General features: G+C 63.8%; 23 protein-coding genes. 20 read left to right on the forward strand and 3 right to left on the reverse strand.

Annotated features, from left to right (window positions below):
• Positions 1-902 precede the first annotated feature (902 nt).
• The 12 genes from C2L80_RS07915 (at position 903) to C2L80_RS07975 (ending at position 14,599) form a co-directional block, all read left to right on the forward strand.
• A complete protein-coding gene (locus C2L80_RS07915) occupies positions 903-1,565 on the forward strand; it encodes a TorD/DmsD family molecular chaperone (RefSeq protein WP_239938824.1) in 663 nt (220 codons plus the stop codon).
• A gap of 133 nt (positions 1,566-1,698) precedes the next feature.
• Positions 1,699-3,072: a radical SAM protein gene (locus C2L80_RS07920; RefSeq protein ID WP_092200315.1), complete on the forward strand. Its 1,374-nt coding sequence runs from the start codon at positions 1,699-1,701 to the stop codon at positions 3,070-3,072.
• Positions 3,073-3,247: 175 nt separating this feature from the next.
• Entirely contained in the window at positions 3,248-5,797 is a 2,550-nt protein-coding gene (locus C2L80_RS07925) for a molybdopterin-containing oxidoreductase family protein (RefSeq protein WP_169999028.1), read from the forward strand.
• A complete protein-coding gene (locus C2L80_RS07930; protein ID WP_087195716.1) occupies positions 5,797-6,429 on the forward strand; it encodes a 4Fe-4S dicluster domain-containing protein in 633 nt (210 codons plus the stop codon). The genes C2L80_RS07925 and C2L80_RS07930 overlap by 1 nt, the downstream gene beginning before the upstream one ends.
• 10 nt (positions 6,430-6,439) lie before the next feature.
• Entirely contained in the window at positions 6,440-7,672 is a 1,233-nt protein-coding gene (gene nrfD / locus C2L80_RS07935) for an NrfD/PsrC family molybdoenzyme membrane anchor subunit (RefSeq protein ID WP_087195715.1), read from the forward strand.
• 51 nt (positions 7,673-7,723) lie between these two features.
• Positions 7,724-8,080: a hypothetical protein gene (locus C2L80_RS07940; RefSeq protein WP_087195714.1), complete on the forward strand. Its 357-nt coding sequence runs from the start codon at positions 7,724-7,726 to the stop codon at positions 8,078-8,080.
• 5 nt (positions 8,081-8,085) lie between these two features.
• Positions 8,086-8,496 carry a DUF4405 domain-containing protein gene (locus tag C2L80_RS07945; RefSeq protein ID WP_087195713.1) on the forward strand — a complete coding sequence of 137 codons (411 nt, stop codon included), beginning with the start codon at positions 8,086-8,088 and terminating at the stop codon, positions 8,494-8,496.
• Positions 8,497-9,136: 640 nt separating this feature from the next.
• Positions 9,137-10,090, forward strand: a complete 954-nt coding sequence (gene nrfD / locus C2L80_RS07955) for an NrfD/PsrC family molybdoenzyme membrane anchor subunit (protein ID WP_157941041.1) — start codon at positions 9,137-9,139, stop codon at positions 10,088-10,090.
• 10 nt (positions 10,091-10,100) lie between these two features.
• Positions 10,101-10,499 carry a GntR family transcriptional regulator gene (locus C2L80_RS07960; protein WP_087195711.1) on the forward strand — a complete coding sequence of 133 codons (399 nt, stop codon included), beginning with the start codon at positions 10,101-10,103 and terminating at the stop codon, positions 10,497-10,499.
• 28 nt (positions 10,500-10,527) lie between these two features.
• The gene (locus C2L80_RS07965) at positions 10,528-11,577 is read left to right on the forward strand and encodes a slipin family protein (RefSeq protein WP_087195710.1); all 1,050 of its coding nucleotides are present in this window, start codon (positions 10,528-10,530) and stop codon (positions 11,575-11,577) included.
• Between the two features lie 555 nt (positions 11,578-12,132).
• Positions 12,133-12,969, forward strand: coding sequence for a hypothetical protein (locus C2L80_RS07970; RefSeq protein WP_087195709.1), 837 nt, complete (start codon positions 12,133-12,135; stop codon positions 12,967-12,969).
• Between the two features lie 322 nt (positions 12,970-13,291).
• Positions 13,292-14,599: an ATP-binding protein gene (locus C2L80_RS07975; protein WP_169999031.1), complete on the forward strand. Its 1,308-nt coding sequence runs from the start codon at positions 13,292-13,294 to the stop codon at positions 14,597-14,599.
• Between the two features lie 210 nt (positions 14,600-14,809).
• On the opposite strand, the gene C2L80_RS07980 is transcribed toward C2L80_RS07975, so the two are convergent.
• Positions 14,810-15,274, reverse strand: a complete 465-nt coding sequence (locus C2L80_RS07980; RefSeq protein WP_087195707.1) for a PIN domain-containing protein — start codon at positions 15,272-15,274, stop codon at positions 14,810-14,812.
• Between the two features lie 2 nt (positions 15,275-15,276).
• Positions 15,277-15,573: a RelB/DinJ family addiction module antitoxin gene (locus tag C2L80_RS07985; RefSeq protein ID WP_087195706.1), complete on the reverse strand. Its 297-nt coding sequence runs from the start codon at positions 15,571-15,573 to the stop codon at positions 15,277-15,279.
• 594 nt (positions 15,574-16,167) lie between these two features.
• Between C2L80_RS07985 and C2L80_RS07990 the strand changes: the two genes are divergently transcribed.
• The 6 genes from C2L80_RS07990 (at position 16,168) to C2L80_RS08015 (ending at position 22,707) form a co-directional block, all read left to right on the forward strand.
• Entirely contained in the window at positions 16,168-18,642 is a 2,475-nt protein-coding gene (locus tag C2L80_RS07990) for a molybdopterin-containing oxidoreductase family protein (protein ID WP_103262988.1), read from the forward strand.
• Positions 18,642-19,265: a 4Fe-4S dicluster domain-containing protein gene (locus C2L80_RS07995; protein WP_087198698.1), complete on the forward strand. Its 624-nt coding sequence runs from the start codon at positions 18,642-18,644 to the stop codon at positions 19,263-19,265. Before C2L80_RS07990 ends, C2L80_RS07995 begins: the two co-directional genes overlap by 1 nt.
• A gap of 10 nt (positions 19,266-19,275) precedes the next feature.
• A complete protein-coding gene (nrfD, locus tag C2L80_RS08000) occupies positions 19,276-20,514 on the forward strand; it encodes an NrfD/PsrC family molybdoenzyme membrane anchor subunit (protein WP_087198697.1) in 1,239 nt (412 codons plus the stop codon).
• An 85-nt stretch (positions 20,515-20,599) separates the two neighbouring features.
• A complete protein-coding gene (locus tag C2L80_RS08005; protein WP_092200134.1) occupies positions 20,600-21,901 on the forward strand; it encodes a radical SAM protein in 1,302 nt (433 codons plus the stop codon).
• Entirely contained in the window at positions 21,898-22,251 is a 354-nt protein-coding gene (locus C2L80_RS08010; protein WP_087198695.1) for a hypothetical protein, read from the forward strand. Before C2L80_RS08005 ends, C2L80_RS08010 begins: the two co-directional genes overlap by 4 nt.
• Positions 22,252-22,257: 6 nt before the next feature.
• Positions 22,258-22,707 carry a DUF4405 domain-containing protein gene (locus tag C2L80_RS08015; RefSeq protein ID WP_103262989.1) on the forward strand — a complete coding sequence of 150 codons (450 nt, stop codon included), beginning with the start codon at positions 22,258-22,260 and terminating at the stop codon, positions 22,705-22,707.
• Positions 22,708-22,795: 88 nt separating this feature from the next.
• Here the strand turns inward: C2L80_RS08015 and C2L80_RS08020 are convergent, their stop codons facing one another.
• Positions 22,796-23,626 carry a hypothetical protein gene (locus C2L80_RS08020; RefSeq protein WP_103262990.1) on the reverse strand — a complete coding sequence of 277 codons (831 nt, stop codon included), beginning with the start codon at positions 23,624-23,626 and terminating at the stop codon, positions 22,796-22,798.
• 330 nt (positions 23,627-23,956) lie between these two features.
• Here C2L80_RS08020 and C2L80_RS14345 point away from each other — a divergent pair, with 330 nt between their 5' ends.
• Complete coding sequence (locus tag C2L80_RS14345) at positions 23,957-24,259, forward strand: hypothetical protein (RefSeq protein WP_239938826.1); 303 nt, start codon at positions 23,957-23,959, stop codon at positions 24,257-24,259.
• Positions 24,256-25,026 (forward strand): tyrosine-protein phosphatase, encoded by a 771-nt coding sequence (locus C2L80_RS08025; RefSeq protein ID WP_239938828.1) that lies wholly within the window; start codon positions 24,256-24,258, stop codon positions 25,024-25,026. The genes C2L80_RS14345 and C2L80_RS08025 overlap by 4 nt, the downstream gene beginning before the upstream one ends.
• Positions 25,027-25,078: the final 52 nt, after the last annotated feature.

Below are 25,078 nucleotides of genomic sequence, written 5' to 3' on the forward strand. Positions count from 1 at the left end.
GCTCGGCCGCCTCGGTCAGGCTGAACCCCGCCGCGACGGCCTCCACGGCGAGCTCCCTGGTCTCCAACGGGTACATGCGGACTCCAATCCGGACACCGGAGTGTCCAACTTTTTGTCCGCACCCCCATCTTCCACAAAGAAAGGTTTCTCGCCCGTTTTTCGGTGCTTTTCTGCCCTATGCAGGGCTGGAAGCTGCCCCATTCCGTTTCATAGGCGGTGTTTGTTCATGATTCGGTAAAATATCATGGGAAATTATCAGATTCGTTACCGATTCGTCTTGGGAATGGGATGGCATGAGCCGATTGGGGCGAGAACGACGGAAAAGGGGCGGGGCGGCGGTGCCGAGCAGGCTGAGGAGCGCTTGCCAACGGGCCAGGGCAGGGCGTGCGATTCCGAGCTTGGGGAAGCGGGCAGAGCTTTCTATCGCTTCGCGTTGCTTTAGCGGTCTTGCCTCTGTTGCGGGCCGTGCGGCCTGTTCGGGATATGCGAGGGCATGCGAACCGGGCGGTTCGCTCGGGACGCGCGTAGCCATGCGATTGGCGTTCGGCTTTGCAAAGGGATTCGAGGCTGCGTATCGTGCCTTGCAGGGATCCGTCCCACGCCATGGATCGCGTTTCGCCGAATTGCGCCTCGCTGTGCGTTCGCCCCGCCTTCCCCTTTGCGCCTCCTCAGGAGAGGGCTCGCTTTCGGCTGCAGGTCCTTCGTCGTACCCGCCTCTCGTTGCGGGCCGGCATGCAGATCGGCCCGTCGTCGTTCCTGCGCGCCGCCGCTGCCCGCTCGCGCCCAATAGGTTGAATGTCGCAAAACATTGTGATAATCTGACTGCCGAAAGACGCGAGGGCTCCATGCCGGGACGCTTCCGAGCGGGGCATGCAGCCAGGGGTTTGGCGAGGAGACAGGGGATGGCCGTGATCGAGGGGGAGACGATGGGCGCTGAAACGTGGCAGGTGCGGGCTTCGGCATGCGAGCTGCTTTCCTTGAGCCTGCGCTATCCCGATGATGCGCTGGCGCGGATCGTGGCTTCGGGGGAATGGGCCGATGCGGCGCGCGAGATATGGGACGCGCTGGGCATCGCGCTGCCTTCCGATTGGGCGGCTGGCGTCGAGGACACGGAGCTGCACGCGCTTCGCGCCGAGGCCACCCGGCTCTTCGTGGGTGCGCCCCAGGCGGCGTGCAGCCCCTACGAGGGCTTTTGGCGGGCGGGCGACGACGGCGTACAGCCCTTGATGTTCGTGAACCCGCACAGCATGGCCGTGGAGCGCTTCTGCAAGGATTGCGGCCTCGGCCAGGCCGAAGGCGCTCCGAACGAGCCGCTCGACCATATCGCGACCGAGTTCGAGCTTCTGCAGCACCTGGCGTCGGTCGAGGCGGGCATCGTCGAGCCCCATCCCGACGGGCCTTCTACGGGCGACCTTCCCGACGGCGGTGCTGGTGCGGCCTACGAGCGATTTGTGACCGACCATCTGCGCACGTTCGCCCCGCGCTTCGCGGATCGTCTGGCAGTGGAGGCTCGCGTGCCGTATTACCGCGCTGTCGCGCGCCTTCTGTCGGCGTATCTGGGGTAGCGCCCGCGCTGCACGCCGCAGCGCAGGAAGGCGAGACGGCGAAGACCGGTCATCGCGGCGAAAAGCGGGCGCGGCCCTTCCCCTGTGGCGGGCGGCTTGGCCGCGCCGACGGTTCGTGGAAGAAGGGGGTTTCATGGCGTCGTTCGACGACAATCCGGCTGCGCGTGCCGCGCTTGAGCTGTACGAGGAGATAGAGGCCGAGCATCTACGAGCCCTCGAGGAGACGGGCGTGACGTTCGCTCCGCGCGACGACGTGCGCGAGGAGGCGCATGCTTTGATGGAGAAGTTGCGGGCGGTGGGCGCGCGCGTTCGCAACGGAGGGGCGAGTGTGGCGCTCGGCCGTCTGAGTCCCGGCTGCGTCGCATGCACGGGCTCTTGTGCAAGCCGCACGCTCGCCCTCTCGAACAACTGCCATCGCGACTGCTTCTTCTGCTTCAACCCCAACCAAGAGGGATTCGCGTACTACTGCGAGCATCCGTTCCCGTGGCGCGACCAGCTCGACGATCTGGCCGCCGGCGACGCGAGCCTGGCGTGCCTTGCCCTGTCCGGCGGCGAACCTTTGCTCTATCCGGACGAGGCCTGCGCGTTCTTCTCCCGCGCTCGCGCGCTTTTCCCCGCTGCCCATCTGCGCATGTACACGTCAGGCGATCTGCTCGATGCAGATTTGGCCGAACGGCTGCACTTGTGCGGATTGGACGAGGTACGCTTCTCGATCAAGCAGGACGATCCTCCGCACGTGCTCGATGCCGTGCTGGCGAACATGGGCTTGGCGAAACGAGCGGGGCTTGCGGTGATGGTCGAGATGCCTCCGATCCCGGGAACCGAGGAGCAGATGCGCGAGGTGCTGCGGCGCATCGACGCTGCGGGCGCCCAGGGAATCAACCTGTTGGAATTCGCCTACCCCATGTGGAACTGGGAGGTGTTCGAGGCGCTGGGCCTTGTCCTGCGCAACCCTCCCTACCGCGTGGCCTACGATTACGAGTACGCGGGCTCGCTTGCCGTGGACGGCAGCGAGGAGCTGTGCCTTCGGCTCATGCTGTGGGCGCATGAGCACGGGCTTGGGCTGAGCATGCATTACTGTTCCCTTGAGAACAAGCACCGGGCGCAGATGCGCATCATCAACGAGCCGCATGCCGATATCAGCGCATGCCACGCCTTCGATCGCGACGACTTCTTCCTGAAGGCCGGCGTGGTGTTCGGCGCCGATCGCGCGCCGGTGCGCGAGGCTTTGGGCGCGTTGGGGTGCACGGACTTCGTTGAAGACGACGGCGCGGACGCGACATCGTTTCATCCGAGGTGGCTGTCTGCGGCATCGCGCGTGCGCGCACGTGGCGGGAGGTTGGTCCAGCCATGCGTGTCCACGGGCATCGCGGTCGAAGCGGACGGGGTGCGCGCGCTTCGCGAACTCAAGGTCGAGTCGGCAGAGGATGCCGCTCCTGTTCAGCTCGAGGACGTCACCCGGATGGCCGACGAGGCCGCCGGCGACGTGATTATATCCCCAAAATAGAATAATCCAAATTGTCGCAATAGCTTGCGACAAAGCGATAATGAGCGTACACTGAGGGCCGCGGGGAGGTGGCCAGCCTCGCGCATGGACGAGGCGCTCATGCATGGCGCTTGCGTCCTGACGGGGGAGAATGCACAGGGCGTTCTTCATGTTCCACCAGTTCTTAGGAGGAGGAATGGCGGAGTTTCAAGTTCCTCGAAAGGGGATCTCTCGCAGAAGCTTTCTCAAAACCTCGGCCGCCGTGGCGGGCGTCGCTGCGGCAAGCGGCACGGCGACGATGAGCGCGCTTGCGGCAGACGGATCCGACGGCGGCGCGCCAGAGGAGCACGATGTCGTGTGCGTGTGCGGCTGCAACTGCCAGGGGACGTGCTCGCTTGTCGCGACCGTCCGCGAGGGCAGGATGGTCAACATACGCTCGAACGAGAACATACCGTATCCGGCCTACGAGCGAATCTGCAACCGCGGTTTCAGCCATGCGAACCGACTGTACGATTTCAATCGCGTGAAGTATCCGCTGAAGCGCGCGACGTGGAGCATCGAAGAGCCCCACGTCGAAAACCGCGGCAGCGACGAATGGGAACGTCTGTCGTGGGACGAGGCCGCCAAACTCGTCGCCGACACGTTGAAGTACAACACCGAGAACTACGGTGCGCGATCCAACCTGTTCTTGCGCTCGGCGGGAAACTCCTTCGGTGTGTACGGAGGATCGTTCACGGGAAACAGCTTCGCCAACGTGAACGGCTACACGACGCTCGACGTGTGCTTGGACTACGGCGATCTTCACGGTATCGGTCAGGTCACCGGAGGCGGTTGGGATTTCAACCAGCGTAACATGTCCGGCGACTACCGGTTTGCGAAGACACTCTTCATCTGGGACACCAACCCGCCGAACTCCCAACCTCATAATTGGCATTTCTGCATCGAAGCCAAGGAGGCGGGCTCGAATCTGGTGGTCATTGACCCCACGTACACCGTTGCCGCCTCCCAGGCGACGAAGTGGGTGCCCATCAAACCGGGGACGGATCCTGCGCTCGGCATGGCCATTCTGAACGTCGTCATCGCCAATGAGTGGTACGACACGGACTTCCTGCGCGAAAAAACGTGCGCTCCTCTGCTGGTGAGGGAGGACAACGGGCATTTCCTCCGTTCCACCGATTTCGGCGAGGACGGCCCCGCGCAGTTGCCGGAGTATCCGTTCTACGGCATGCTGCTCCTCCAGGCCTCCAAGGCGAACAAGGTCCCCACCCTTGAGCAGACCGCCGATTACGTGGTGTGGGATGCCGATGCGAACGCGCGCGGCGCCATCAACGAGACGGCAAATCCCGCGCTCGAAGGGCGCTACGAGGTGGACGGCGTGAAGGTGACCACCGCTTGGACGCTGCTCAAAGAGCACATGGCGGAATGCACGCCCGAATGGGCCGAGAAGATCACCGAGGTTCCCGCCGACACCATCGTGGAGCTTGCGCGCATGTACGCCCAGGACGCTCCCTCGACCATCTACGCCGGCTACCACCTGTACGACAATTGCGAGGTCATGGGCATGACGTGGGCCACCATGGCGGCGATCACGGGGAATATCGGCAAGAAGGGCGCTTCCATCGGGCATCTCGGCAAAGACAAGCCCTATCTGAACCGCACGCCCGATCTGTTCCCGAACGGCCTGACAGGGCTTGCGAACGATATCCCGTGGCTTGCCCTGAACGAGATTTTGGAGACGGGGCAGTACCTGGGCAAGGAGTTCCCCGTTCGCTTGCTGTACAACGTGGGGGCGAACCCGGTGGGCAGTTACGCCGCCCAAAAGCGCATTATCGACGAGATGCTTCCGAAGATCAACTGCATCGTGACGAACGATCTGGAGTTCTCCGACACCGTGCGCTATAGCGACATCGTGCTGCCATGCACCCATTATTTCGAATACGAATGGATACAGGGCGCGTCCCACGTTCCCTTCATCAACCACGCGAACAAGGTGGTGGAGCCCATCGGCGAGGCCAAAGAGGACGTCGACATCTTCCGCGAGATATCGAAGCATCTTGGCAACGACGCGTGCACGAAATTCTATTCCAAGACGAACGAGGAGATGATGCGCGTCATCGTCGACACGGAAGCCGGTGCGAAGCTGGGCATCAGCCTGGACAACCTGCGCAAGGAGGGCGTCATCGCCGATCGCGAGGAGAACTGGGTTCACTGGGAGGATCAGCGGTTTCCCACGCTTTCCGGACGTTTGGAGTTCTACGTTGAGAATCCCGGCGCCCGCATCAACATCGGCAAGCCCATTGACAAGGAGTTCTACCATCTGCCTACGTACCATGAGCCGAACGAGGCATACGATGGCAGCGAGCAACATGGGAAGTACCCCCTGTACCACTATTGCGAGCGCACGCGGTGGCACATGCACACGCAGTTCAACTACGCGCCCATTCTGCGCGAGCTTGACCCCGAGCCGTTTTTGCGCATGAACCCCGTCGACGCCGAGAGCCGCGGCATTGCGGACGGCGATTACGTGGAGGCGTACAACGACCGCGGGCACTGCGTGTGCAAGGCGAAGTTCGACATGGGCGTGCGACCCGGCATGGTGTCTTCGCCGAAGGGTTGGCCGCGCGACCTCTACGTCGCCGGCAGCTACCAAGAGCTGACGAACGACCATCTGAACACCATGCATCAGAACACCTCGTTCGACGACACGCTTGTCGAGGTGCGCAAGTACGAGGGAGAGGTGAAGTGATGACCCGCTACGGAATGGTGATCGACACCAAGAAATGCATCGGCTGCCATGTGTGCGCCATGGCGTGCAAGCTGGAGAACAACCTGCCCAACGACGTGTGGTGGAACCGCATCCTCACCGACAACGGAGGCGGCGTGGGTTTCGACATGGTGGGCGGGAGCTATCCCGACAACCTCAAACTCGGGTTCATCGCCATGGGCTGCCAGCACTGCGACAACCCCGCGTGCGTGAAGGTGTGCCCCGTGGGGGCCACGTACAAGGACCCCGAGACGGGGGTCGTGCGTCAGGACTACGACAAGTGCATCGGCTGCCGCATGTGCATGTCGGCGTGCCCCTACACGGGCGTGCGCAGCTTCAACTGGGAGGAGCCCCAGTACCATATGGACTACGCCGTGGGCGGCAAAGACGTCCCCGTGCATCAGAAGCACGTGGTTGAGAAATGCACCTTCTGCTACCACCGCATCTCGAAGGGGGAGGAGCCGGCGTGCATGCATCTCTGCGTCGGCCGTGCCCGCCACTGGGGCGATCTCGACGATCCGAACTCCGAGGTGTCGCAGCTCATCCGGGATCGCGAGTACAAGCAGCTTTTGCCCGAGCGCGGCACCGATCCGTCCGTCTACTACCTCGTGTAAAGGGGGCATCATGACTGAGAATGCACCTGCGGTTTCGACCGCGACCGCTCCCGCCGCGGGCGGGCGCTTCGGAGGCCGGGGCCTCAACGTCGCCATCGTCGTGGCGGCTGCCGTGACCGTCGCGGGGCTGGCGCTCTGGGGCGTGCAGCTTTCCGGCGGCATGGCGCAGACCGGCATGCGCAACCTCGACTCCTGGGGGCTCTACATCACGATGTTCATGTTCTTCGTGGGCCTGTCGGCCGGCGGCCTCATCATCAGCTCGGTGCCGAAGGCCTTCGGCATGGAGGGCTTCGGCGGCATCAGCAAGGTGGCGGTGTGGACGAGCATCTGCTGCACGGTGCTCGCCATCGGCTTCGTGGTGGTCGACCTGGGACAGCCTTTCCGGGTGTGGGAGCTGTTCGCGTACTCCAACCTGGGAAGCCCGCTCATGTGGGACATCCTCGTGCTGGGAACGTACCTCGTCCTGTCGGTGGTCTACCTGTGGGCCACGCTGCGTGCCGAGGCGGGGAAGGTGTCGCCGGTTGCCCTGCGCGTGGTGAGCGTGATCGCGCTCGTGTGCGCGGTGCTGGTGCACTCCGTGACCGCGTGGATATTCAGCCTCCAGCAAGCGCACGACCTTTGGCACACGGCGCTTCTGGCGCCGTGGTTCGTGAGCTCGGCGCTCGTGTGCGGTACGGCGCTCGTGCTCGTGGTGGTGATCGCGCTGCGCCGCGCGGGCTACATCTCGCTTGAGCGGCGCCATCTGGAGCGCCTTGTGAAGATGCTCGGCGCGTTTCTGTGCGTCGATCTGTACTTCTTCGGATGCGATTTGCTCACTGAGGCGTTTCCGGGCGGGGAGGGGGCCGAGACGGTTGCCATGCTCGTCTCCGGCCCGCTCGCGCCGTTCTTCTGGGTCGAAGTCGTCGGCTGCGCGGTGGCCGCCGTGGTGTGCTTCGCCCCGGCGCTGCGCAGAAACGGCCTGATCGTGGTCGCGTCGCTTCTGGCCATCGCGGGCATTTTCTGCAAGCGCGTGCAGCTTCTGGTGGGCGGCTTCCAGATTCCGAACCTCGACTACGCGTTCCAAGCGAACGCCATGACGGTCACGGACTGGGAGGGGGGCTTTGAGGCGGCCTACCAGGGCCTCGTGTACTGGCCGACGCCGCTCGAGCTCGGCGTGGCGCTGGGCGTGCTCGGCCTCGGGGCGCTCATGCTGTGCCTCGGGCTGAAGCTCCTGCCGCTCGGCTCGGCGAAGCGTCCGCGCTAGGGTGTGCGATGGCGGGCCGGACGGGGAGTTCGGCCCGCCCGAGGAGGCTCCATGGTTCGCAAGGTTCTCATGACGCTGGCCGCGTTCGTCTTGGCGTGCGCGGCCGTGTACGGGGCGGGCTCGCTCGCCGAGCCCTCGACGGGTGTCGCGCGCATCGAGCCCGGCTCCCCCTGCCCGGTCGCGGGGTGCGCGTCGGACGCGTGCCATGGCTTCGACGACGTGCCCGAGCCCGACGGCGTGCACGAGATGACGTGCCCCGAAGTCTCGTGCGCCTCGACCGAGTGCCATGCGTGGGACTCGCTCTCGGGCCGCTACCATCAGGCGTCCGACGCGAGCCTGAACCTCTGGGTGCTCGCCCCCGTGGCGCTGGCCGTGGGGCTCGTCGCCCTCGTTCGGAAGGCGGGGTGAGGGGGATGCGCAGGATCGTCTTCGACGCCGTGCTGATCGCGGCCTACGCGCTGGTCGCCGTCCCGGCGCTCACGGGCGTCGGGGCCCACGAGTGGTTGGGCGTCGCCGTGGTCGCGGCGCTGCTGGCCCACTGCGCGCGACGCGGCGCGGCACCCGCCCGCGGCGCGGCCGCGGCGGGGCGGGCCGTCCTGAACGGCCTGATCGTGGTTGCGCTCGCTGCCTGCGCGGTGTCGGGCGCCATGGTGTCCGGCGCGGTGCTGCCCGCGCTCGGGCTGTACGCGCGGGGCTATTTCTTCTGGGACCCCCTGCACGCCGCGTCAGCGAAGGTCCTGCTGGCGCTGCTGCTTGTGCACTTAGCGCTCAACGCGAGCGCCGTCGTGCGCGCGGTGCGAGCCCGCCGTTGCGACCGCCCGTAGGCGGCGCGCGGCCGTGCGGCGTCGGAGTTGGGGCGTCGCACGGCGCGGCCCTTCGGTTCTTGGGCGGGCCCGCCGCGTGCGGGGCCGTCTGCGTTTCGGGAAATGCGGGAGCGCGGCCCCTCGATGTCGGCCTTCCGACGTCTCCGTGCGCGTTTTCGGCTGAAAAATGGCCACGAAACCGCGTTCTGGCACGGCGACGGCGCTCCTTCGTCTCGGGAGGGCGTTCCTTCGCGGCGAAAGCCCAGGTCGGCAATTTCGCTAGAGGCGATGCGCCGCTGAAATGGGCTCGATCCGTGCCAGAGCGCGGTTTCGTGGCCATGTTCCGATCCTTTTCGTGCATAGGCCCCTTTGATCGCGATCCTGTCGGGCGCTCCCCTTCCTTTTCTTTGGATATATGACACGGTGTCATATGCAGGGAGACGGTTTTGTGCCATACTGGGCGGGGAAGCGTTTTCCGCGCGGCGCGTTGCGCGCGGCTTGGGTGCAGATGCGTTTTGCGAGGCGCGTCTCGGCGCGATCCTTGCGTTGCAAGCCGCAGGCTGCAAGCTGCGAACCGCGAAGTGTCGCATGTGCGGTGGCGCGCGCTTGGCACGCGTTTCGGACGGCGAGGACGACGGGGATACGAGGGCGAGGAGGGGTCGTGTTCGGCATCTTGGTTGTGGCCTACCTGTTCCTCGGGGGCGCGGGGGCCGGCGCGATCGTGCTCGCTTGCCTCGTCGATCTCGCGTGGGTGCGCGAGCCGTTCGGCATGCGTGCGCGCGCGTCGCTTGACGAGGCGCGCCCGTCCGAGCGCATCGTGGCGTTCGGCCTGCTCGTTGGTCTCGCGGCGGTTGCGCTTGGCGCGCTATGCCTCATGTTCGATCTAGGTCGCCCTGATCGGCTCGATGCGCTGCTGACGAGCGCCGTGCCCTCGCTCATCGTCGTGGGCGCCTACGCGGTGGCGCTGCTCGTCGCGTGCGTGGCGTTTCTGGCGGCCGTGCGCTTCGCGTATGTGCCGGTCGTGCCGCGCGCGGCGGTGGTCGTCGTCGAGACGGCGGCTGCGGCGTCGGGCGCCGTCGTCATGCTGTACACGGGTCTGCTTCTGCAGAGCGCCGTCGGCGTCGCCCTGTGGCGCACGCCGCTCGTGCCCGTGCTGTTCGCGCTGTCGTCGCTGTCGTGCGGGATCGCCGTCCTGCTTGCATGTGCGCGCTTCGCAGGGCCCCTCGACGCGTGCGCCGCGCGCCTTGCGCGCCGGTTCGCGCGGGCCGATCTCGCGATCGTCGCGCTCGAGGCGGCGTGCGCGGCGCTGTTCGCGGGCCTCGCGCTCGCAAGCGACCATCCCGCGCGGGCCGCGTCCGCCGAGAGCCTTGTGGCGGGCGCGCATGCGGCGCTGTGGTGGGTCGGCTTCGCGGGGTGCGGCCTCGTCGCACCCTTCGCGCTCGAGGCGGCCTCTGCCCGCATGCGGCCCGACCTTGCGCGCGCGACGCTTGCGGTCGCGGCGGTGCTCGTGCTGGTGGGAGGCTTCTGCCTGCGCGCGTCGATTGTGGACGCCGGCGGGCATCGCGCCTTGGAATTGGAAGAGACGTCGAGCGCTTTCGCGCTTCGGCTGGAATAGGAAACGATACGTGGCCCTTTTCGAGATCGACGAGAAAAGCAGCATCCCCATCTGGTTGCAGCTGAAGAACCGGTTCATCTACCTCATCACGTCGGGGTACTACAAGCCGGGCGACCAGTTGCCCACGGTGCGCGGTCTGGCCGCCGACGTCGAGGTGAACTACAACACCGTGAGCAAGGTGTACATGAGCCTTGAGCAGGACGGCTACATCCAGTCGAAGCGCCGGCAGGGCGCGTTCGTTTCGGACGTGAGCGACAAGCCGGGGGTGAGCATCTCGTCCACGGCCGAGATCGTGACGCAGGAGTACCTCAAGCGCTGCTTCGAGCTGGGCATGTCGCTTGAGGATATCGAGGAGCAGTTCGCACGCGGTGTCCGCGAGGCGAAGGAGAGGCGGCGCGTCGACGGCTGATCGGCGCATCGGGGGAAGGAGCATGGCCATGAAGCGCAGAAGGCACGAAGGGGCGCCCGCGTCGGCGGGGGCGGCGGGGGAGTCTGTCTTCGCCTCGATGCCGGCGGGTGCGAGCGCGGGGGCGGGAGCGTCCTGGCCGGACGGCGGGGCCCATCTCGAAACGGGTCGCCCAAGGGCCTCGCGCAACGGCGCCGTTGTGTTCGCGGTGGCGGTGTTCGCGGCGGCTTTCGCCATCGTGTTGGTTGCAGCCCAGCTGGCGGCGGGAGGCGTCGGCTTGGCGGCGCTCGCCGTCGCGGTTGTGGCAGGGTGGCTGGCCTCCTCGTCCGTGCATGTCGTGCTGGAGTGGGAGAAGGCGGTGGTGCTGCGCTTCGGCAAGTTCAACCGCGTGGCCGGTCCGGGCATCGTGTTCACCTGGCCCATCATCGAGTTCTACACGCTGCGCGTCGATCAGCGCGTGTCCGCCACGTACTTCGGTGCGGAGGAGACGCTTACGAGCGATCTCGTGCCCGTCAACGTGGACGCCGTGCTGTTCTGGATGGTGTGGAGTGCGAAGAACGCGGCTGTCGAAGTGGAGGACTACGCGTCGGCCGTGTCGTGGGTCGCCCAGACCGCCATGCGCAAGGCCATCGGCCGCGCGACCGTGGCCGAGGTGGCCACGCGGCGCGACCAGCTGGACGAAGAGCTGAAGGAGGTCATCGAGGAGAAGCTCAATCCATGGGGCATCACCATCATCGACGTGGAGATCCGCGACATCGTCATTCCGAAGGAGCTGCAGCGCGCCATGGCGCAGGAGGCCGTGGCCGAACGCAAGAAGAATGCCCGCATGGTGTTGGCCGAGGCCGAGAAGGACATCTCGGAAATGCTCTCGGACGCCGCCGAGGTCTACGGAGGCGAGGGCGACGCCCTGCGGCTTCGCACGATGCATCTGGCCTACGAGAGCGTGGAGCAGTCCGGTGGCACGCTCGTCGTTCCCAGCGCGTTTTCCGAGGGGTTCGTGGACCAGCCTGCGACGCGGCGGGGAGATCGGACGGGGAAGGGCGGCGCGAAGGCGGGCGTCCCGGCGGCGAGGGAGGGCTAGCCGCCCTTTTGCGCCCTGCTCGGGGAAGGGGTCGCTTGCGCACGATTCCTATCGGCCTCGCGGGATTTGGCACTTCTTGAGCGGGTTGGGGGTTTGCGCACTCGTGCGCTCCGTGGGTTCTCGCGCGCGGTTCCCGTCGGTCTTGCAGGAATTTGACGCGTCTCGGGCGGGTTGCGCACTCGCGTGGCCTCGCGCACCCCGCAGGCTCGCGCGCTGCTTCGCGAACTCCCTTTGCAAGCCTTTCCGCATAGATGCGCCAGACGTTTTCGCCTCTGTTCGTTTGCCGGTTTTCGCGCTCTCGGCACCTTTCATGCCTGTCCCGATGGGCCGTTTTCCTCTGTGAAGTCTTACGGTAAAGAATCGAGAGAAATTTTTCCATATTGTACCGTTTGCCTGAATTTCAGGCGTCGAATCCGAGATTTTGCGCCAAATTGCGCTGTTTTGAGGTTGAAAACCCCTTTCACAAGGGGTTTTCACCCCCTTGTGATCCTCATACGGTAAAATATTAAGTAATTATTTCAGTTTCGTTACCGTATCCTCGGAAAGGAGCGCACGGTGATATATCAGCAGCTTGAAAACGCCCTCGCTCAGCTTCAAGAAGCGCGCACGCGCTACGAGTTCGAGCTTGAAGGGATGCCCGACGGCAAGCTCGTCCATGTGAAGGCGGCTGACGGCGAGCGCTACTACGTCGAAGTGCGCGACGGCGAGCGCCCGTCGCGTCGGGGCATCACGCGGCGTCCGGATCTCGTGGCGACCTTCGCGCGCAAGGAGTACCTTCGCAAGGCGCTGGCCGTCATCGACCACGATGTGCGCACGCTCGAGCGCGCCGTGCGCCGCTACAAGCGCTTCGACCCTGAGGAAGTGGTGGGAAGCCTGTCCTCGGCCTATCGGGATCTGCCTCTCGATGCGTTTTACCATCCCCTTGTGGACACGGTCGCGCTCTCTCTCGACGCGACCGACGAGCAGCGCATCGCGTCGCATGCGGCGTGGGGCGCCGAGGCGCCTGGGCCGAGCGACTACTTGCCCGAGGGCCGCACTTTGCGCACGTCGCGAGGCGAGCGCATGCGGTCGAAGGCCGAGGTGCTCATCGCCGAGACGCTGTACAGCTACGGGATACCCTTCCGCTACGAGCAGGAGCTTGAAGCGGGCGGCGCGACCTTCCATCCGGATTTCACCTTCGAGGGCGCGGGCGGCAAGGAGTTCTACCTGGAGTTCTGCGGCATGATGGACGATCCCGCCTACGTCGAGGGCCACAAGCGCAAGCGCAGCGCCTACGAGGCGGCGGGCATTGCGGAATGGGACAACATCATCTACCTGTACGCGAGCGGGAACAGCACGGACATGATGTACGTGGACAGCGTCGTGCGAACCCTCGTCGTGCCGAAGCTCTAGCGGGATGCCGCGACGCGGTCGCTGCAGGCTTCGGGTTTGCAGCTGGTTGCCGCTGGTTTCGCTCGGTTGATTGCCAGGGCAAGTGTAATGCCCTCGCTTTCTGCGCGTCCAATGGCAATCAACCCGCTCAATGTCCGGTAAAACGCCTTATGACAGGCTGAGTGCCTGTCATTTTGCATGAGGTTTGACAATCGACCGTTGGTTGCACGTCCAATGGCAATCAACCTCTGGTTGCAACTCTCTCGAAAATGCCGGGTAGATTTCCTCGAAAATGCCAAATATAATACCTCGAAAATGTCGATTAACTCCGAGGACGGTTGAAATGCGGGATGGGCTTCGCTATGGCTCCGAAAAACCTGTCGGCTATCTTCCGCGCGTTGTGGATGCGCGCATACGTTCGTTGCTTGATTTGTTCGGCGCGGTCGAAGTGGCGGGGACGAAATGGTGCGGAAAAACCTGGAGCGCTCTCGCGTTCGGCGAAAGCGTGGTTCGCATAGACGATGAGCGTGTGAAAAACCTGGTAGCCGCAGATCCTGCTTTGGCTTTGGAAGGTGCGCAGCCTCATGTCGTCGACGAATGGCAGGAGGTGCCTTCCATTTGGGACGCGGCGCGTCGGGCCATCGACGCATCCGGCTCTCGAAAGGGAAGCTATCTTTTGACGGGCTCTTCCACGCCTGAAAAAGACAAGGTGACGCATAGCGGCGCAGGGCGTATCGCCCGCGTCTGCATGCACACCATGAGCCTTTGGGAGGAGGGGGCGTCGACGGGTACAGTGTCCCTTAAGGGTTTGTTCGAGGGGTCGTTCAAACCGGATCTCGTCGACGGTTCGGGTTTACGGTCGATCGCTGAATCGATCTGTCGAGGTGGGTGGCCTGCTCTTGTAGGAGCGAGCCCGGATGCCGCCGCCGCGACGGTCGAGCAATATCTCGACGCCCTCTTCGAGGTGAGCGTGCCGAGGAAAGGAGGAGTTTCCCACACTGCACGAAAGCTGGCTGCCTCGCTTGCACGCAACGTCGCGACTTCAGCCACGCTTGAAACTCTCGCCGCCGATGCCCTTGGCGACGGACGGTCCGCGCTCTCGCGGGAAACGGTATCGCTGTATCTCAATGTCTTCAAGGATCTCTACTTTGTCGAAGAGCTTTTCGGTTGGGACGCGCCGGTGCGTTCGAAGTCTCGCGTGCGGAGCAAGCCCAAGCGATATTTCGCCGATCCGTCCATTCCGGCCGTGTTGCTTGGCATGAACGTCGACAGGTTGCTTGCCGACGCCCAAACGTTCGGGCTTCTGTTCGAGTCGCTTTGCATCCGCGATCTGCGTGTGTACGCATCGGTCTTGCCGGAAGCTCCTGCCGATCCGTTGCGATATTACCAAGATGCCGATGGCCTGGAGGTTGATGCGATCATCGAGCTTCGCGATGGCCGATGGGCGGGCATCGAAGTGAAGCTCGGCGAGAACAAGGTCCCCGATGCCATTGCGAACCTCAATCGCCTGCGCAGCAAAGTTCGGTCGAACCCCGCTGCTCGCAACAACGAACCGTCTTTCATGGCGGTGGTGACTGCCAATTCCCCTTTTGCCCGTTACGATCATGAAAACGATGTGTACGTGGTGCCGATCACCTGCTTGCGTTCTTGAACATCCAGGAAAACGCCTGATCATCTTGACAAACATAGCGATGCAGTCTAGCTTTGCAGCAGTTCGGGGCAAACGCCGGGGAAAACGTCGTAGGATGTGGGAGTGTCGCAGGAGTCGTGCGAACCCTCGTCGTGCCGAAGCTCTAGCGGGGCGCCGCGACGCGGTCGCTGCGGGCTTCGGGCTGTGCTCTGGTTATGACGGGTCGCAGCCTCAGATCGCGACCTCGTCGTAGCAGAGACCGCGCTCGCGGAGCATCCAATCGAAAAACTCTTCGCAGTCCATTGCTTTGATGAGGCCGCTCTCGAAATCCGATGTGTTGCGCGTGATGAGCGCGTCCGCTTTTATGCTCAGCGCCACCTCGAACAGCAAAGCGTCTTCGGGGTCTTTCCACGACGATGCAAGCATCCGGTCTATCTCGCTGTCACTTGCGGGGTGGATGTTGACGAACGTTCTCAGGCCGCGCAAGCGCTCCAAAACGAGGGGGATGAGGGACTGCGCTCCTCCTTCGGACAGGATGTAGATCAGATCGGTTATCTGAGAGGATGACATCCAGAGATCGAATTCCCCTACACGACCTGCGATCATGAGAAGCCGCGCCTTTTGGTAGTAAGGCTCGCGCTCGTTGAGGTAGTCGATGACGATGTTCGTATCGAGGAGCAGCTTCGCTTGGGCCATGGCTACATCAATCCTCGTTTCTGCAGCCGCTCGATGCGAATCTCCCGATCGCTCATGGCGTCGAAGCGCGATGTGCGTTTTTCCGAGAGGGAATCGACGAACTGGGCCGCATTATGCCAAGCGGTCGCGAGAGGGGAGACCGATTTCCCTGTGAGGAATTCTGCGCTTCCGTCCGAAATGACGCGGTCGTACAGCAGGTTGATGGCTTGCGAGGCGTTCAGCCCGTCTCTCTGCAGGATGCGCCCTCCTCGTGCCTTTTTCTCCGTTGTCATGCGTCCGGTAACCATCGCTTCGCTCATAGCGCGTACCTCCTTCTTGCCTCTAGTATATATGTACAACAATGAAAGTACAACTGAAAATCGAAAGATAGGGGGAGGGATTTCGGCTCTCCCGGCTCTCCTGTGGGCTTCTGACTGCGCTCTTTCCGAACGTTTCGCTTCGAGGCTTTGCAGCGAGCTTCGAGCTGCTTGGCGCTTCATGGTTTTCCCGGCGGTCGCGCGTCGTTTTGGTCGAGGGTCGCGTACGGCAGCGATGCGGCGCAGGCGCGGCGCGCCGAACATGGGCGCGGGGTCGACATCTTCGGTTTCAACGGCGCCAAGCAGGGTAGCGATGCATTCCTTCACTCTTACAGTCATCTTATAAAACTCCAGTTCAGAAGCATTATACTTAAAATAGTATAATCCTGTGTCATATTCTGTCATACATCTATCTTGATAATCATAGTGACGTATGGCAGACTACGAATCAGAAGGAATCGGCCGATTTCTGACAGGGGGACAAACGGAGCCGCGCGACGTGCGCGCCGCGCCGAAGGGGGATGCTGTTTGCGAAACGCCCACCTTCATCCGAGACGCCCCGAGGCATTCTTGCGAGAGAAGAATGAAGGAGGAGGTATGTCAGAAACGAAACGCCCGCCCGCGCTCACCCGTCGAGGCTTCCTGAAAACCACCGGCGCCGCAGCGGGGGTGGCGGCAGCGGCGGGGGCTGGTGGCGCGCTGCCCCAACTTGCTCCTGCGCAGGCGAGCGCGAGCACCGTAACTGCGGAAGGCGAGCATACGGTCTACACTTCCTGTCGAGGCAACTGCGGCAGCAAGTGCCCAACGCAGGTGGTCGTGCGTGAAGGCAAAGTGGTGCGCGTTTCTGCCGCTGAGCTTCCTGGCGACGACGCGCCTCGCCGCCGTTTCTGCGTGAAGGGCTACACCCAGCCGCAGCGCATCTACGATCCTGACCGTCTGAAGTACCCGTTGCGTCGCGTCGAGGGTAGCGAGCGCGGCGCGGGCGAGTGGGAGCGCGTCAGTTGGGACGACGCCATCGACGAGATCGCTACGAAGATCGGCGCGGCGGTGCAGGAATACGGTGGAACCTCGGTGGCCGTGTGGTCGTCCTACGGTTCCTACGGTGTGCTGAACGGCTGCATGGCCGGTTACATGTCGGTCGGTTACGGCCGTTTCATCACTGCGCTTGGCGCGACGGTGCTTGGCGCCGGTGCGGATTACGCGCAGATCTACGAGCAGTCCACGCTGCTCGGCATTTCGGGCAACGACCAAACCGACATCGTGAACGCCAAAACCATCATGTGCTGGGGCGGCAACCCCGCCGAAGCCTACATCCACGACTGGCAGTTCGTCTGCGAGGCGCGCGAGGCGGGTGCGAAGCTCATCACCATCGACCCGCAGTACACCGCCTCGGCCATGCATTCGGATATCTACGTCCCCATCCGCCCCGGCACCGACGGCGCGCTCATGCTTGCCATGGCCAACTACATCATCGAGAACGGTCTTACCGACGAGGACTTCATGAAGTCCCGCACCATCTCGCCCTTCCTCGTGAAGGAGGACGGCACCTACGTGCGCATGAGCGATTTCGGGGTGGAGCCGACGCAAGGGCCGATCAGCTCCACCACTGGCAAGCCGACCACCATCGATCCGAACGTGGTGTGGGACGCGCAGGCGGGCGAGGCTCGGCAAGCCTCCGAAGTTGAAAACCCCGAGTTGCTGGGCTTTTTCGAGGTCAACGGGCAGCAGGTGCAGACGGTGTATCAGAAGGTGAAGGATCTCATAACCGAATACACGGTCGATAAGGCCTCCGAGATCTGCGATATTCCCGCCGAGCAGATCGAAGAGCTGGCGCGCATCTACGCGACCGAAGGGCCGGTGGCCGTGCTGACGTTCCAAGGCCTCGGCCATCATGTGAACTCGCACCACAACTTCAAGAATCTGGCCTTCATCGCGGCGCTGACCGGAAACGCGGGCAAGCCCGGTGCCATGATGACGCGCGGAACCTGCGGCATGTACCCCTACAACTCGAAAGCCTACTTCATGGGCACGCCCGGCGCGAGCCTGACGGGCATGTATCTGCCGCAGATCATGGAGACGGGCAAGTGGGGTGCGCAAGATCTGAACATTCGCGTGCTGTGGTGTTGCAACGGCAACGTGCTTTCTTGCGAGTCGGGCCGCGCAGAGCTCATCGAAGCCGTGAAAAAAGTTGATTTCGTTATGTGCGTCGACGTGAACATGACCGATACCGCGCAATGGGCCGACATTGTCCTTCCCATTCCGCATGCGTACGAAACGCAGGATTTCGATCCGGTGTGCGCGACACCGTATCCGACGTTCTACCGGAAGGCGGTCGATCCGCTGTACGAGTCCAAGACCGATATCGACATTTTGCGGCTCATAGCCGACAAGCTGGGCATGGGACAGATCTACGACAAGACCGATGACGAGTTTCTGCACTTGGTGCTTGATACGGAAACGAACCTTGCGTACGGCGGTGGCTACCAGGCCTTCGAGAACAACACGCTCGGGCGCAACTGGTCGTTCTCGGATGCTTCCAAAATCGACACGTTCAAATCGACGGCGTCGGGTCGCCTTGAGTACTACATCGAGAAGCCCGCGCCGCGCAACAACTTCGGGCAGGAGGTGGCCGATTACGAGCGCTACCCCTACTACGAGAACGCCCACGAGGCCTATTGGGACAATCCCTTGCGCGAGAAGTATCCCCTCATGGGGTGCAGCCAGCACCACAAATACCACGTGCATTCGCAATGCGCCTACACGCCGTGGCTGCGCGAACTCGAACCGGAGCCACGCATCAAGATCAACGCCGCCGACGCGCGAGAGCGCGGCATCTCCCAGGGGGACGTCGTTCGCGTTTACAACGACCATGGGTACGCCGTGCTGAAGGCGCTCGTGACCGAGGGGATCAAGCCGGGCGTGGTGTCCATCCCCCATGGGTTCCAGGCAGATCAGTTCATCGAGGGTCACACGCAAGACCTCACGAGCGTGGTCATGAACGATTTCTGCTCGAACAGCGCGTTTTACGATTTTCTGTGCGAAGTGGAGAGGTGCGAAGGGGGTGATCGGTGATGGCTCGTTATGCTATGGCTATCGACACGAAGCGGTGCGTCGGCTGCAATGCCTGCTCGATGGCTTGCAAGATGACGAACAACCTTCCCGATGGCACTTGGTGGACGCGCGTGCTCACCGAGGGTGGGGACGAGGTAGACACGCCTGCGGGGATCTTTCCCGAGGTGTCGATGCGCTACGTGACGGTTTCCTGCCAGCACTGCGACAACCCCGCGTGCGTGAAGGTGTGCCCCGTGGGGGCCACGTACAAGGACCCCGAGACGGGGGTCGTGCGCCAGGACTACGACAAGTGCATCGGCTGCCGCATGTGCATGGCCGCCTGCCCCTACACGGGCGTGCGCAGCTTCAACTGGGAGGAGCCGGGTTATTCGATCGACCACGCCGTGGGCGACGCCGACATCGCTGCGCATCAGAAGCACGTGGTGGAGAAGTGCACGTTCTGCTATCAGCGCCTTGCGCGCGGCGAAACGCCTGCGTGCATGGATCTGTGTCCGGCGCGGGCGCGTCATTTCGGGGATCTTGACGATCCCGATTCAGAAGTGTCCCAGCTCGTTGGCGAGCGCTCCTACGAGCAGCTGTTGACGAGCGAGGGCACGAAGCCGTCGGTCTATTATTTGGTGTGAGGAGGCAGCGATGTCTGAGAACAAGCAAGGATCAGCCTGCGCGGCGGTTTCTGGCGCCGCGCCGACGGGTCGGTTCGGAGGCCGGGGCCTCAACGTCGCCATCGTCGTGGCGGCTGCCGTGACCGTCGCGGGGCTGGCGCTCTGGGGCGTGCAGCTTTCCGGCGGCATGGCGCAGACCGGCATGCGCAACCTCGACTCCTGGGGCCTGTACATCACGATGTTCATGTTCCTGGTAGGGCTGTCTGCCGGAGGCCTCATCATCTCAAGCGCTCCGCGGGTGCTTGGCCTGTCGGGGTTCGGCGGCATCAGCAAAGTGGCGGTGTGGACGAGCGTTTGCTGCACGGTTTTGGCTATCGGGTTTGTGGTGGTGGACCTCGGTCAGCCTTTGCGTCTGTGGGAGCTGTTCGCCTATTCGAACCTGAGCAGCCCGCTCATGTGGGACATTGTCGTTTTGGGCACCTACCTCGTTTTGTCGGTCGTGTATTTGTGGGCTATGCTCCGCTACGAGGGCGGTAAGGGTTCGGAGCGCGGCTTGCGTGCGGTGAGCGCTGTGGCGCTTGTGTGCGCGGTGCTGGTGCACAGCGTGACTGCGTGGATCTTCGGATTGCAGCAGGGTCGGGAGATGTGGCACACGGCGCTTCTCGCTCCCTGGTTCGTGTCGAGCGCCCTCGTATGCGGCGTCGCGCTCGTGCTCGTGGTGGTTATCGCGCTGCGCCGCACGGGCTATTTGCAGCTCGATCAGCGCCACATCGTTCAGATGGCGAAGCTGCTGGGAGTGTTCGTATGCGTCGATCTGTACTTTTTCGGTTGCGACCTTCTCACTGAGGCGTTTCCGCAGAGTGATGGCGTGGAAGTCGTGAGCATGCTCGTGACCGGCCAGTTGGCCCCGTTCTTCTGGGTCGAGATCGTTGGCTGCGCCATCTGCGTCGTCGTGTGCTTCACACCCCGTCTGCGCACGAGTCCTCTCATCGTGACGGCTTCGATTCTGGCCATCGTCGGCATCTTCTGCAAGCGTGTCCAGCTTCTGGTGGGCGGGTTTCAGCTGCCCAACTTGGATCAGGCAGTGGTGCTGACCAGCTCCACGGTGACGAATGCGGGTGGAACGTTGGCCGATGCCTACCAAGGACTGGTGTATTGGCCTACTGCGCTCGAGTTCGGAGTGGCTTTGGGCGTGATCGGCCTTGGAGCGCTTCTGCTTTTGCTGGGGCTGAAATATCTGCCGCTGCAGCCGACGGAGCGTTCTCACTGACGTGGCGGTGTCGTCCCGGGATCTGTATGCAAGGACCCCGGGACGTTTGTTTTCGATGCGGCTCGTTCAAGGGGGTGCGGGTGCTATGCCAGAAGAGGCGCTTGCGGCGGGGGGTCGACCGACTCTCGCGGCTTGGCTTGCGGAGTATGCGGCTATCGAAGACGAGTTCGTGCGCGAACATGAAGCTCGTGGTGTTACGTTTGCTGCTCGCGAGGTTCGTGCGGCGTGCAATGCCCTGTTGCGTGCGGGATTGCGCAGACGCGGCGCGCGCTTCATGAACGGGGGCTCCAGCATCTCGGCGGGATTTCTGTCGAGCGCATGCGCGGCGTGCGTGGGCGATTGCGGAAGCCGTACGTTCTTCGTCAACCTTCGATGCAATCGCAAGTGCTATTTCTGCTTCAATCCCAACCAAGCGGACTACGATGAGCGTCGGGTGCGGGACGCGCCCTGGCGCGAAGACCTGGAGGCGTTTGCGGGAGACGGGCGCGCGGTATCGCATATCGGCCTGACGGGAGGCGAGCCGTTGCTGTGCCGTGACGAGGCGTTGGCGTTTCTGCGTCGTGCTCGCGAGCTTGCCCCTTCGTGCCATCTGCGTTTGTACACGTCGGGCGCGGGTCTTGACGAGGCGTTCTGCGAGGAGGCGGTCGCGTACGGACTGGATGAGATTCGCTTCAGCATCAAATTGGATGAAGGGGAGGCGTCTGTTCGCGAATCGCTCGACGGCATTCGATTGGCGCGTCGGTTCATCCCCGACGTCATGGTGGAGATGCCCGTTGCTCCCGACGAGCTGTCGCGCATGAAGCGCCTCCTGCGGCAATTGGACGAATGCGGCGTGCGCGGCATCAATCTGCTGGAGCTGTGCTATCCCTTCCACAACTGGTCCGAATTCCAACGTCGCGGCTACCGGGTGAAGAACCCGGCGTTCGAAGTGCTGTACGACTACGGCTATGCCGGCGGCCTGCCCATCGACGGCAGCGAAGAGGCGTGCCTTGCGTTGCTGGAGTTCGCGCTGGACGAGGGTTTGCGCCTGGGAGTTCACTACTGCTCGCTCGACAACAAGAATCGCGACCAGGTGCTGCAGCAGAATCGCACGGTGCGATTGGATCCTGCGTTGTACGAGTTGGGCGACGACTGCTTTTACCGCATCGCGAAAGTGTTTGACGGCGACGTGGGGATCGCTCGCGGGTATTTGGAGGCGGTTGGCGCTGCGTACGACCTCGATGAGGATGGGAGATGTCTGGCGTTTCATCCTGTTCGGCTTGCCGAGGTTGCGGCGTTGGGGACGCTGCCCGCTCTCTCTTGGAACGTCATCGAGCGCGAAGATGGCGGGGCGCTCTTGCGCGAGTTGAAGCTTGCGCTGCGGCGGGGAGGGGAAAGGCCGAGGTGAGGAAGTTCGTTGTTGTTCTGGCCGCGTTCGCCTTGGCGTGCGCGGCCGTGTACGGGGCGGGCTCGCTCGCCGAGCCCTCGACGGGCGTCGCGCGCATCGAGCCCGACTCCCCCTGTCCGGCTACCGGGTGCGCGTCGGGCGCGTGCCACGGCTTCGACGACGTGCCCGAGCCCGACGGCGTGCACGAGATGACGTGCCCCGAAGCCTCGTGCGCCTCGACCGAGTGCCATGCGTGGAACTCGTTGACCACGCGCTATCACCAGGCGTCCGATGCGAGCCTGAACCTCTGGGTGCTCGCCCCTGTGGCGCTGGTCGTCGGGCTCGTCTTGATCGTGCGGAAGGTGGGATGACGGGCTATGGACAAGAAGATATTCGCCGTCGATGCGGCGTGCCTGCTGATCTATCTGGTAGCGGCGAATCCGGCCATCACGGGCGTCGGCGTTCATGAATGGCTGGGGCTTGGCGTGCTGGTCGTGTTTTTCGCGCACGCTGCGATGCACGCCGACTGGGCCATCGAAACGGCCAAGTCCGCTTTCACAAGTCCCTCGTGGGCAAGGGTCGGGAACCTGGTGCTCGATGCGCTCATCGTCATCACGTTCATGACGGTGACGGTGTCGGGCATCATGGTGTCGGGTGCGGTGCTGCCGGCGTTGGGCCTGTATGCGACTGGTTACTATTTCTGGGATCCGCTGCATGCGATTGCGGCGAAGGTGCTGTTGGCGTTGCTGCTTGTGCATGTGGTCGTTCACTGGAGGTGGCTGGTCGGCTTCTTCAGGAACGGGAGAAAAGACCATCGCGGGGAATGAGGCTGCGGATGGAACCGCGTGGTGGATGCGCGCTTCCATCCGCAATGCCTTGTCGCGTGTGCGAAACTGCCGGGTCGTGCCCCGTGCTCTAGAACAGAAGCATCCCGTCGATCGTCATCGAAATGCAGTTGCCGTTGGGCTCGCAGATGAGCCGAACGTTCGTCGTGGCGGGGTTGCCGGAGCCGTCGAGGATGCTGACGTCGTTGACGTACTCGTAGCCGCCGCCCTCCTGAGGCGTTACCGTGGCCGTCGTGGAGTCGACGCTTTGGTACGTGTAGAACGTGTTGTTCGCGAACAGGGAGGGTATCTCGGCCTCGAGCGCGGCGATGGCCTGCTTCTGAGCCTCGTCCGCTTCGTCGTCCTTGTTCTCGCTGGTCTCGGTCTGCTCGGGAGCGACCTCCTCCGGCTCGCCTTCGCCTTGCTGCGCGAGCGAGGCCTGCGCGCTCGGCAGCGTGAGGTCCCAGGTGGCCTCCGTGGCCCCATCGTTCCAGAACAGGCGCTCGGATCCGTATTGGTCATCGAAGGAGAGCGTGCCCTCGGTGGTTCCTCCGGCCGCCACCTCGATCACGTTGTCGGCGAACGACGAGCTCGTCGGCGGCATGCCGAACGACAGCAAGCACTCGGTTTCAAGCGAGAGCGGGCGTCCGTGGCTTTTCACCTGCACGTGTGCGACGAGTTGGCCGCCGGAGCGGTCGATGGAGGCCACCGTCACCTCGTAATCCTCCCACACGGCCGTCTCGCCGACGGCGAGCTCCGAAAGCTTGTCCTCGTCGGTGAGCGTGTAGCTGTCGCCCGAGGTTTTGTCGGTGCCGGAATCGCTTGGGGCGACCGGGATCTCGGCGTCGGAGCTGCAGCCGAGCAGCGTGCAGGATGCGGTTACGGCGAGGGCGGCGGTTGCGAGGGCGATCTTTGCGTTCACTGCGAACCCTTTCTCGGTTTGTCGCGCTATGGCGGGCCGCTTGCCTTGCCGCGGCGCGGACGGCCCGCCGCAACGGCGCGCAGCTTTCGTTTCGCCCTATCATATCAGTTCCGCGTTGTTCGTGCGCGATTTTGGCAAGGTGGATGGGATTCGCCCGTGCGGCAGAGGGGAAGAAAACGCCCTCCTGAATCGACACGGAGTGCGGGCGTTCGTGCGAGGGATGGCGCCCGCCCGGCGCGGTTCGTCTGCCGTCTTCGTTCCCCGATGCGCTTCCTTCGCTATAATGAAGGTGTTGCGAGGGCGCATGCGACGAGGACGAAGGGGGATGGCATGGTCGATCGAGGCGAGCGGGATGCGTCGCACGCCGTGCACCGCGTGGGTCGGCCCATCTCGTTCAGCGGTTACGTCGACGATTTCGACCAGGGGGTTTCCGCCATCCAGTTCTCGCTTGACGACGGGGCCACGTGGACTTCTTACGACACCGACGGGGCCGTGATCGACAAGGGCGTGAACTGGCACTTCGACTACACGCCCACGCGGCCGGGACGCTATGTGCTCAAGGCGCGCGCCGTCGACAAGCGCGGTGTCGCCTCCGTGCTCGTCTCCCGTTTCGCCTTCGAGGTGCTCCCATGACCGCCGCCCCGGTCGTTTCGGTTGCCTCTTCGGTTGAGGTGTTCGGCCGCTTTCGCGTGCGCGCCGTGGGCGGCGGGCCGCTTAAGGGCGCGCGGCTGTTCCGCTCGTGCGAACTCGTCGGCATCGATGCGCGCGAGGCCTCCGTGCTCGTCGACATCCTCGGCATCCGCGCCGTGTACGACATCCGCAACCGATGGGAAGTGGCCGCGCATGCCGAGCCCTGCCTTATCGGCGCGAAGACGGTCTCGCTCGAGCCGTCCACGCAGCGGCGCAGGAAAGATGCGTCGAAGCGCCTGGTGGCCGGCGTCATCGGCGCATACGGCGCGCCGGAAGAGCGCATGTGCGCGAACTACCGCCGCTACGTGCGGGAGTATCCGCTTATCGGAACGGCCCTGCGCGCCATCGCAGCCGAGGGCGCCTCGGCGCTCGTTCACTGCGTGAACGGCAAGGACCGCACGGGCGTGCTCTGCGCCGCGCTCATGCGCGCGGCCGGGGCGCACCCCGACGATGTCATGGCCGACTATCTGGCCACCAACGCGGCGAACGCGGATCGGATCGAGAGCGAGGCCGCCGAGCTGAGCGCGGGCATGACCGACGCCGAGCTTGCCATCCTCCGTTCGTTCCTCGAGGCGCGCCCCGCCTACCTTTGCGCCTTCTTCGCCGAGGTGGACGCCGTCTTCGGGTCGTTCGAGCGCTACGTCGCCGAAGGGCTGCGCCTCACCTCCGCGCAGCGCGAACGTCTGGCCTCTATGCTCGCCCGCACATAATGAAGGCGCGAGGGGAGTGGCAAAGTGGGGCAGCTGCATATTATACACATCT

The sequence above is a fragment of the Rubneribacter badeniensis genome, from assembly GCF_002899695.1.
Lineage (GTDB): Bacteria > Actinomycetota > Coriobacteriia > Coriobacteriales > Eggerthellaceae > Rubneribacter > Rubneribacter badeniensis.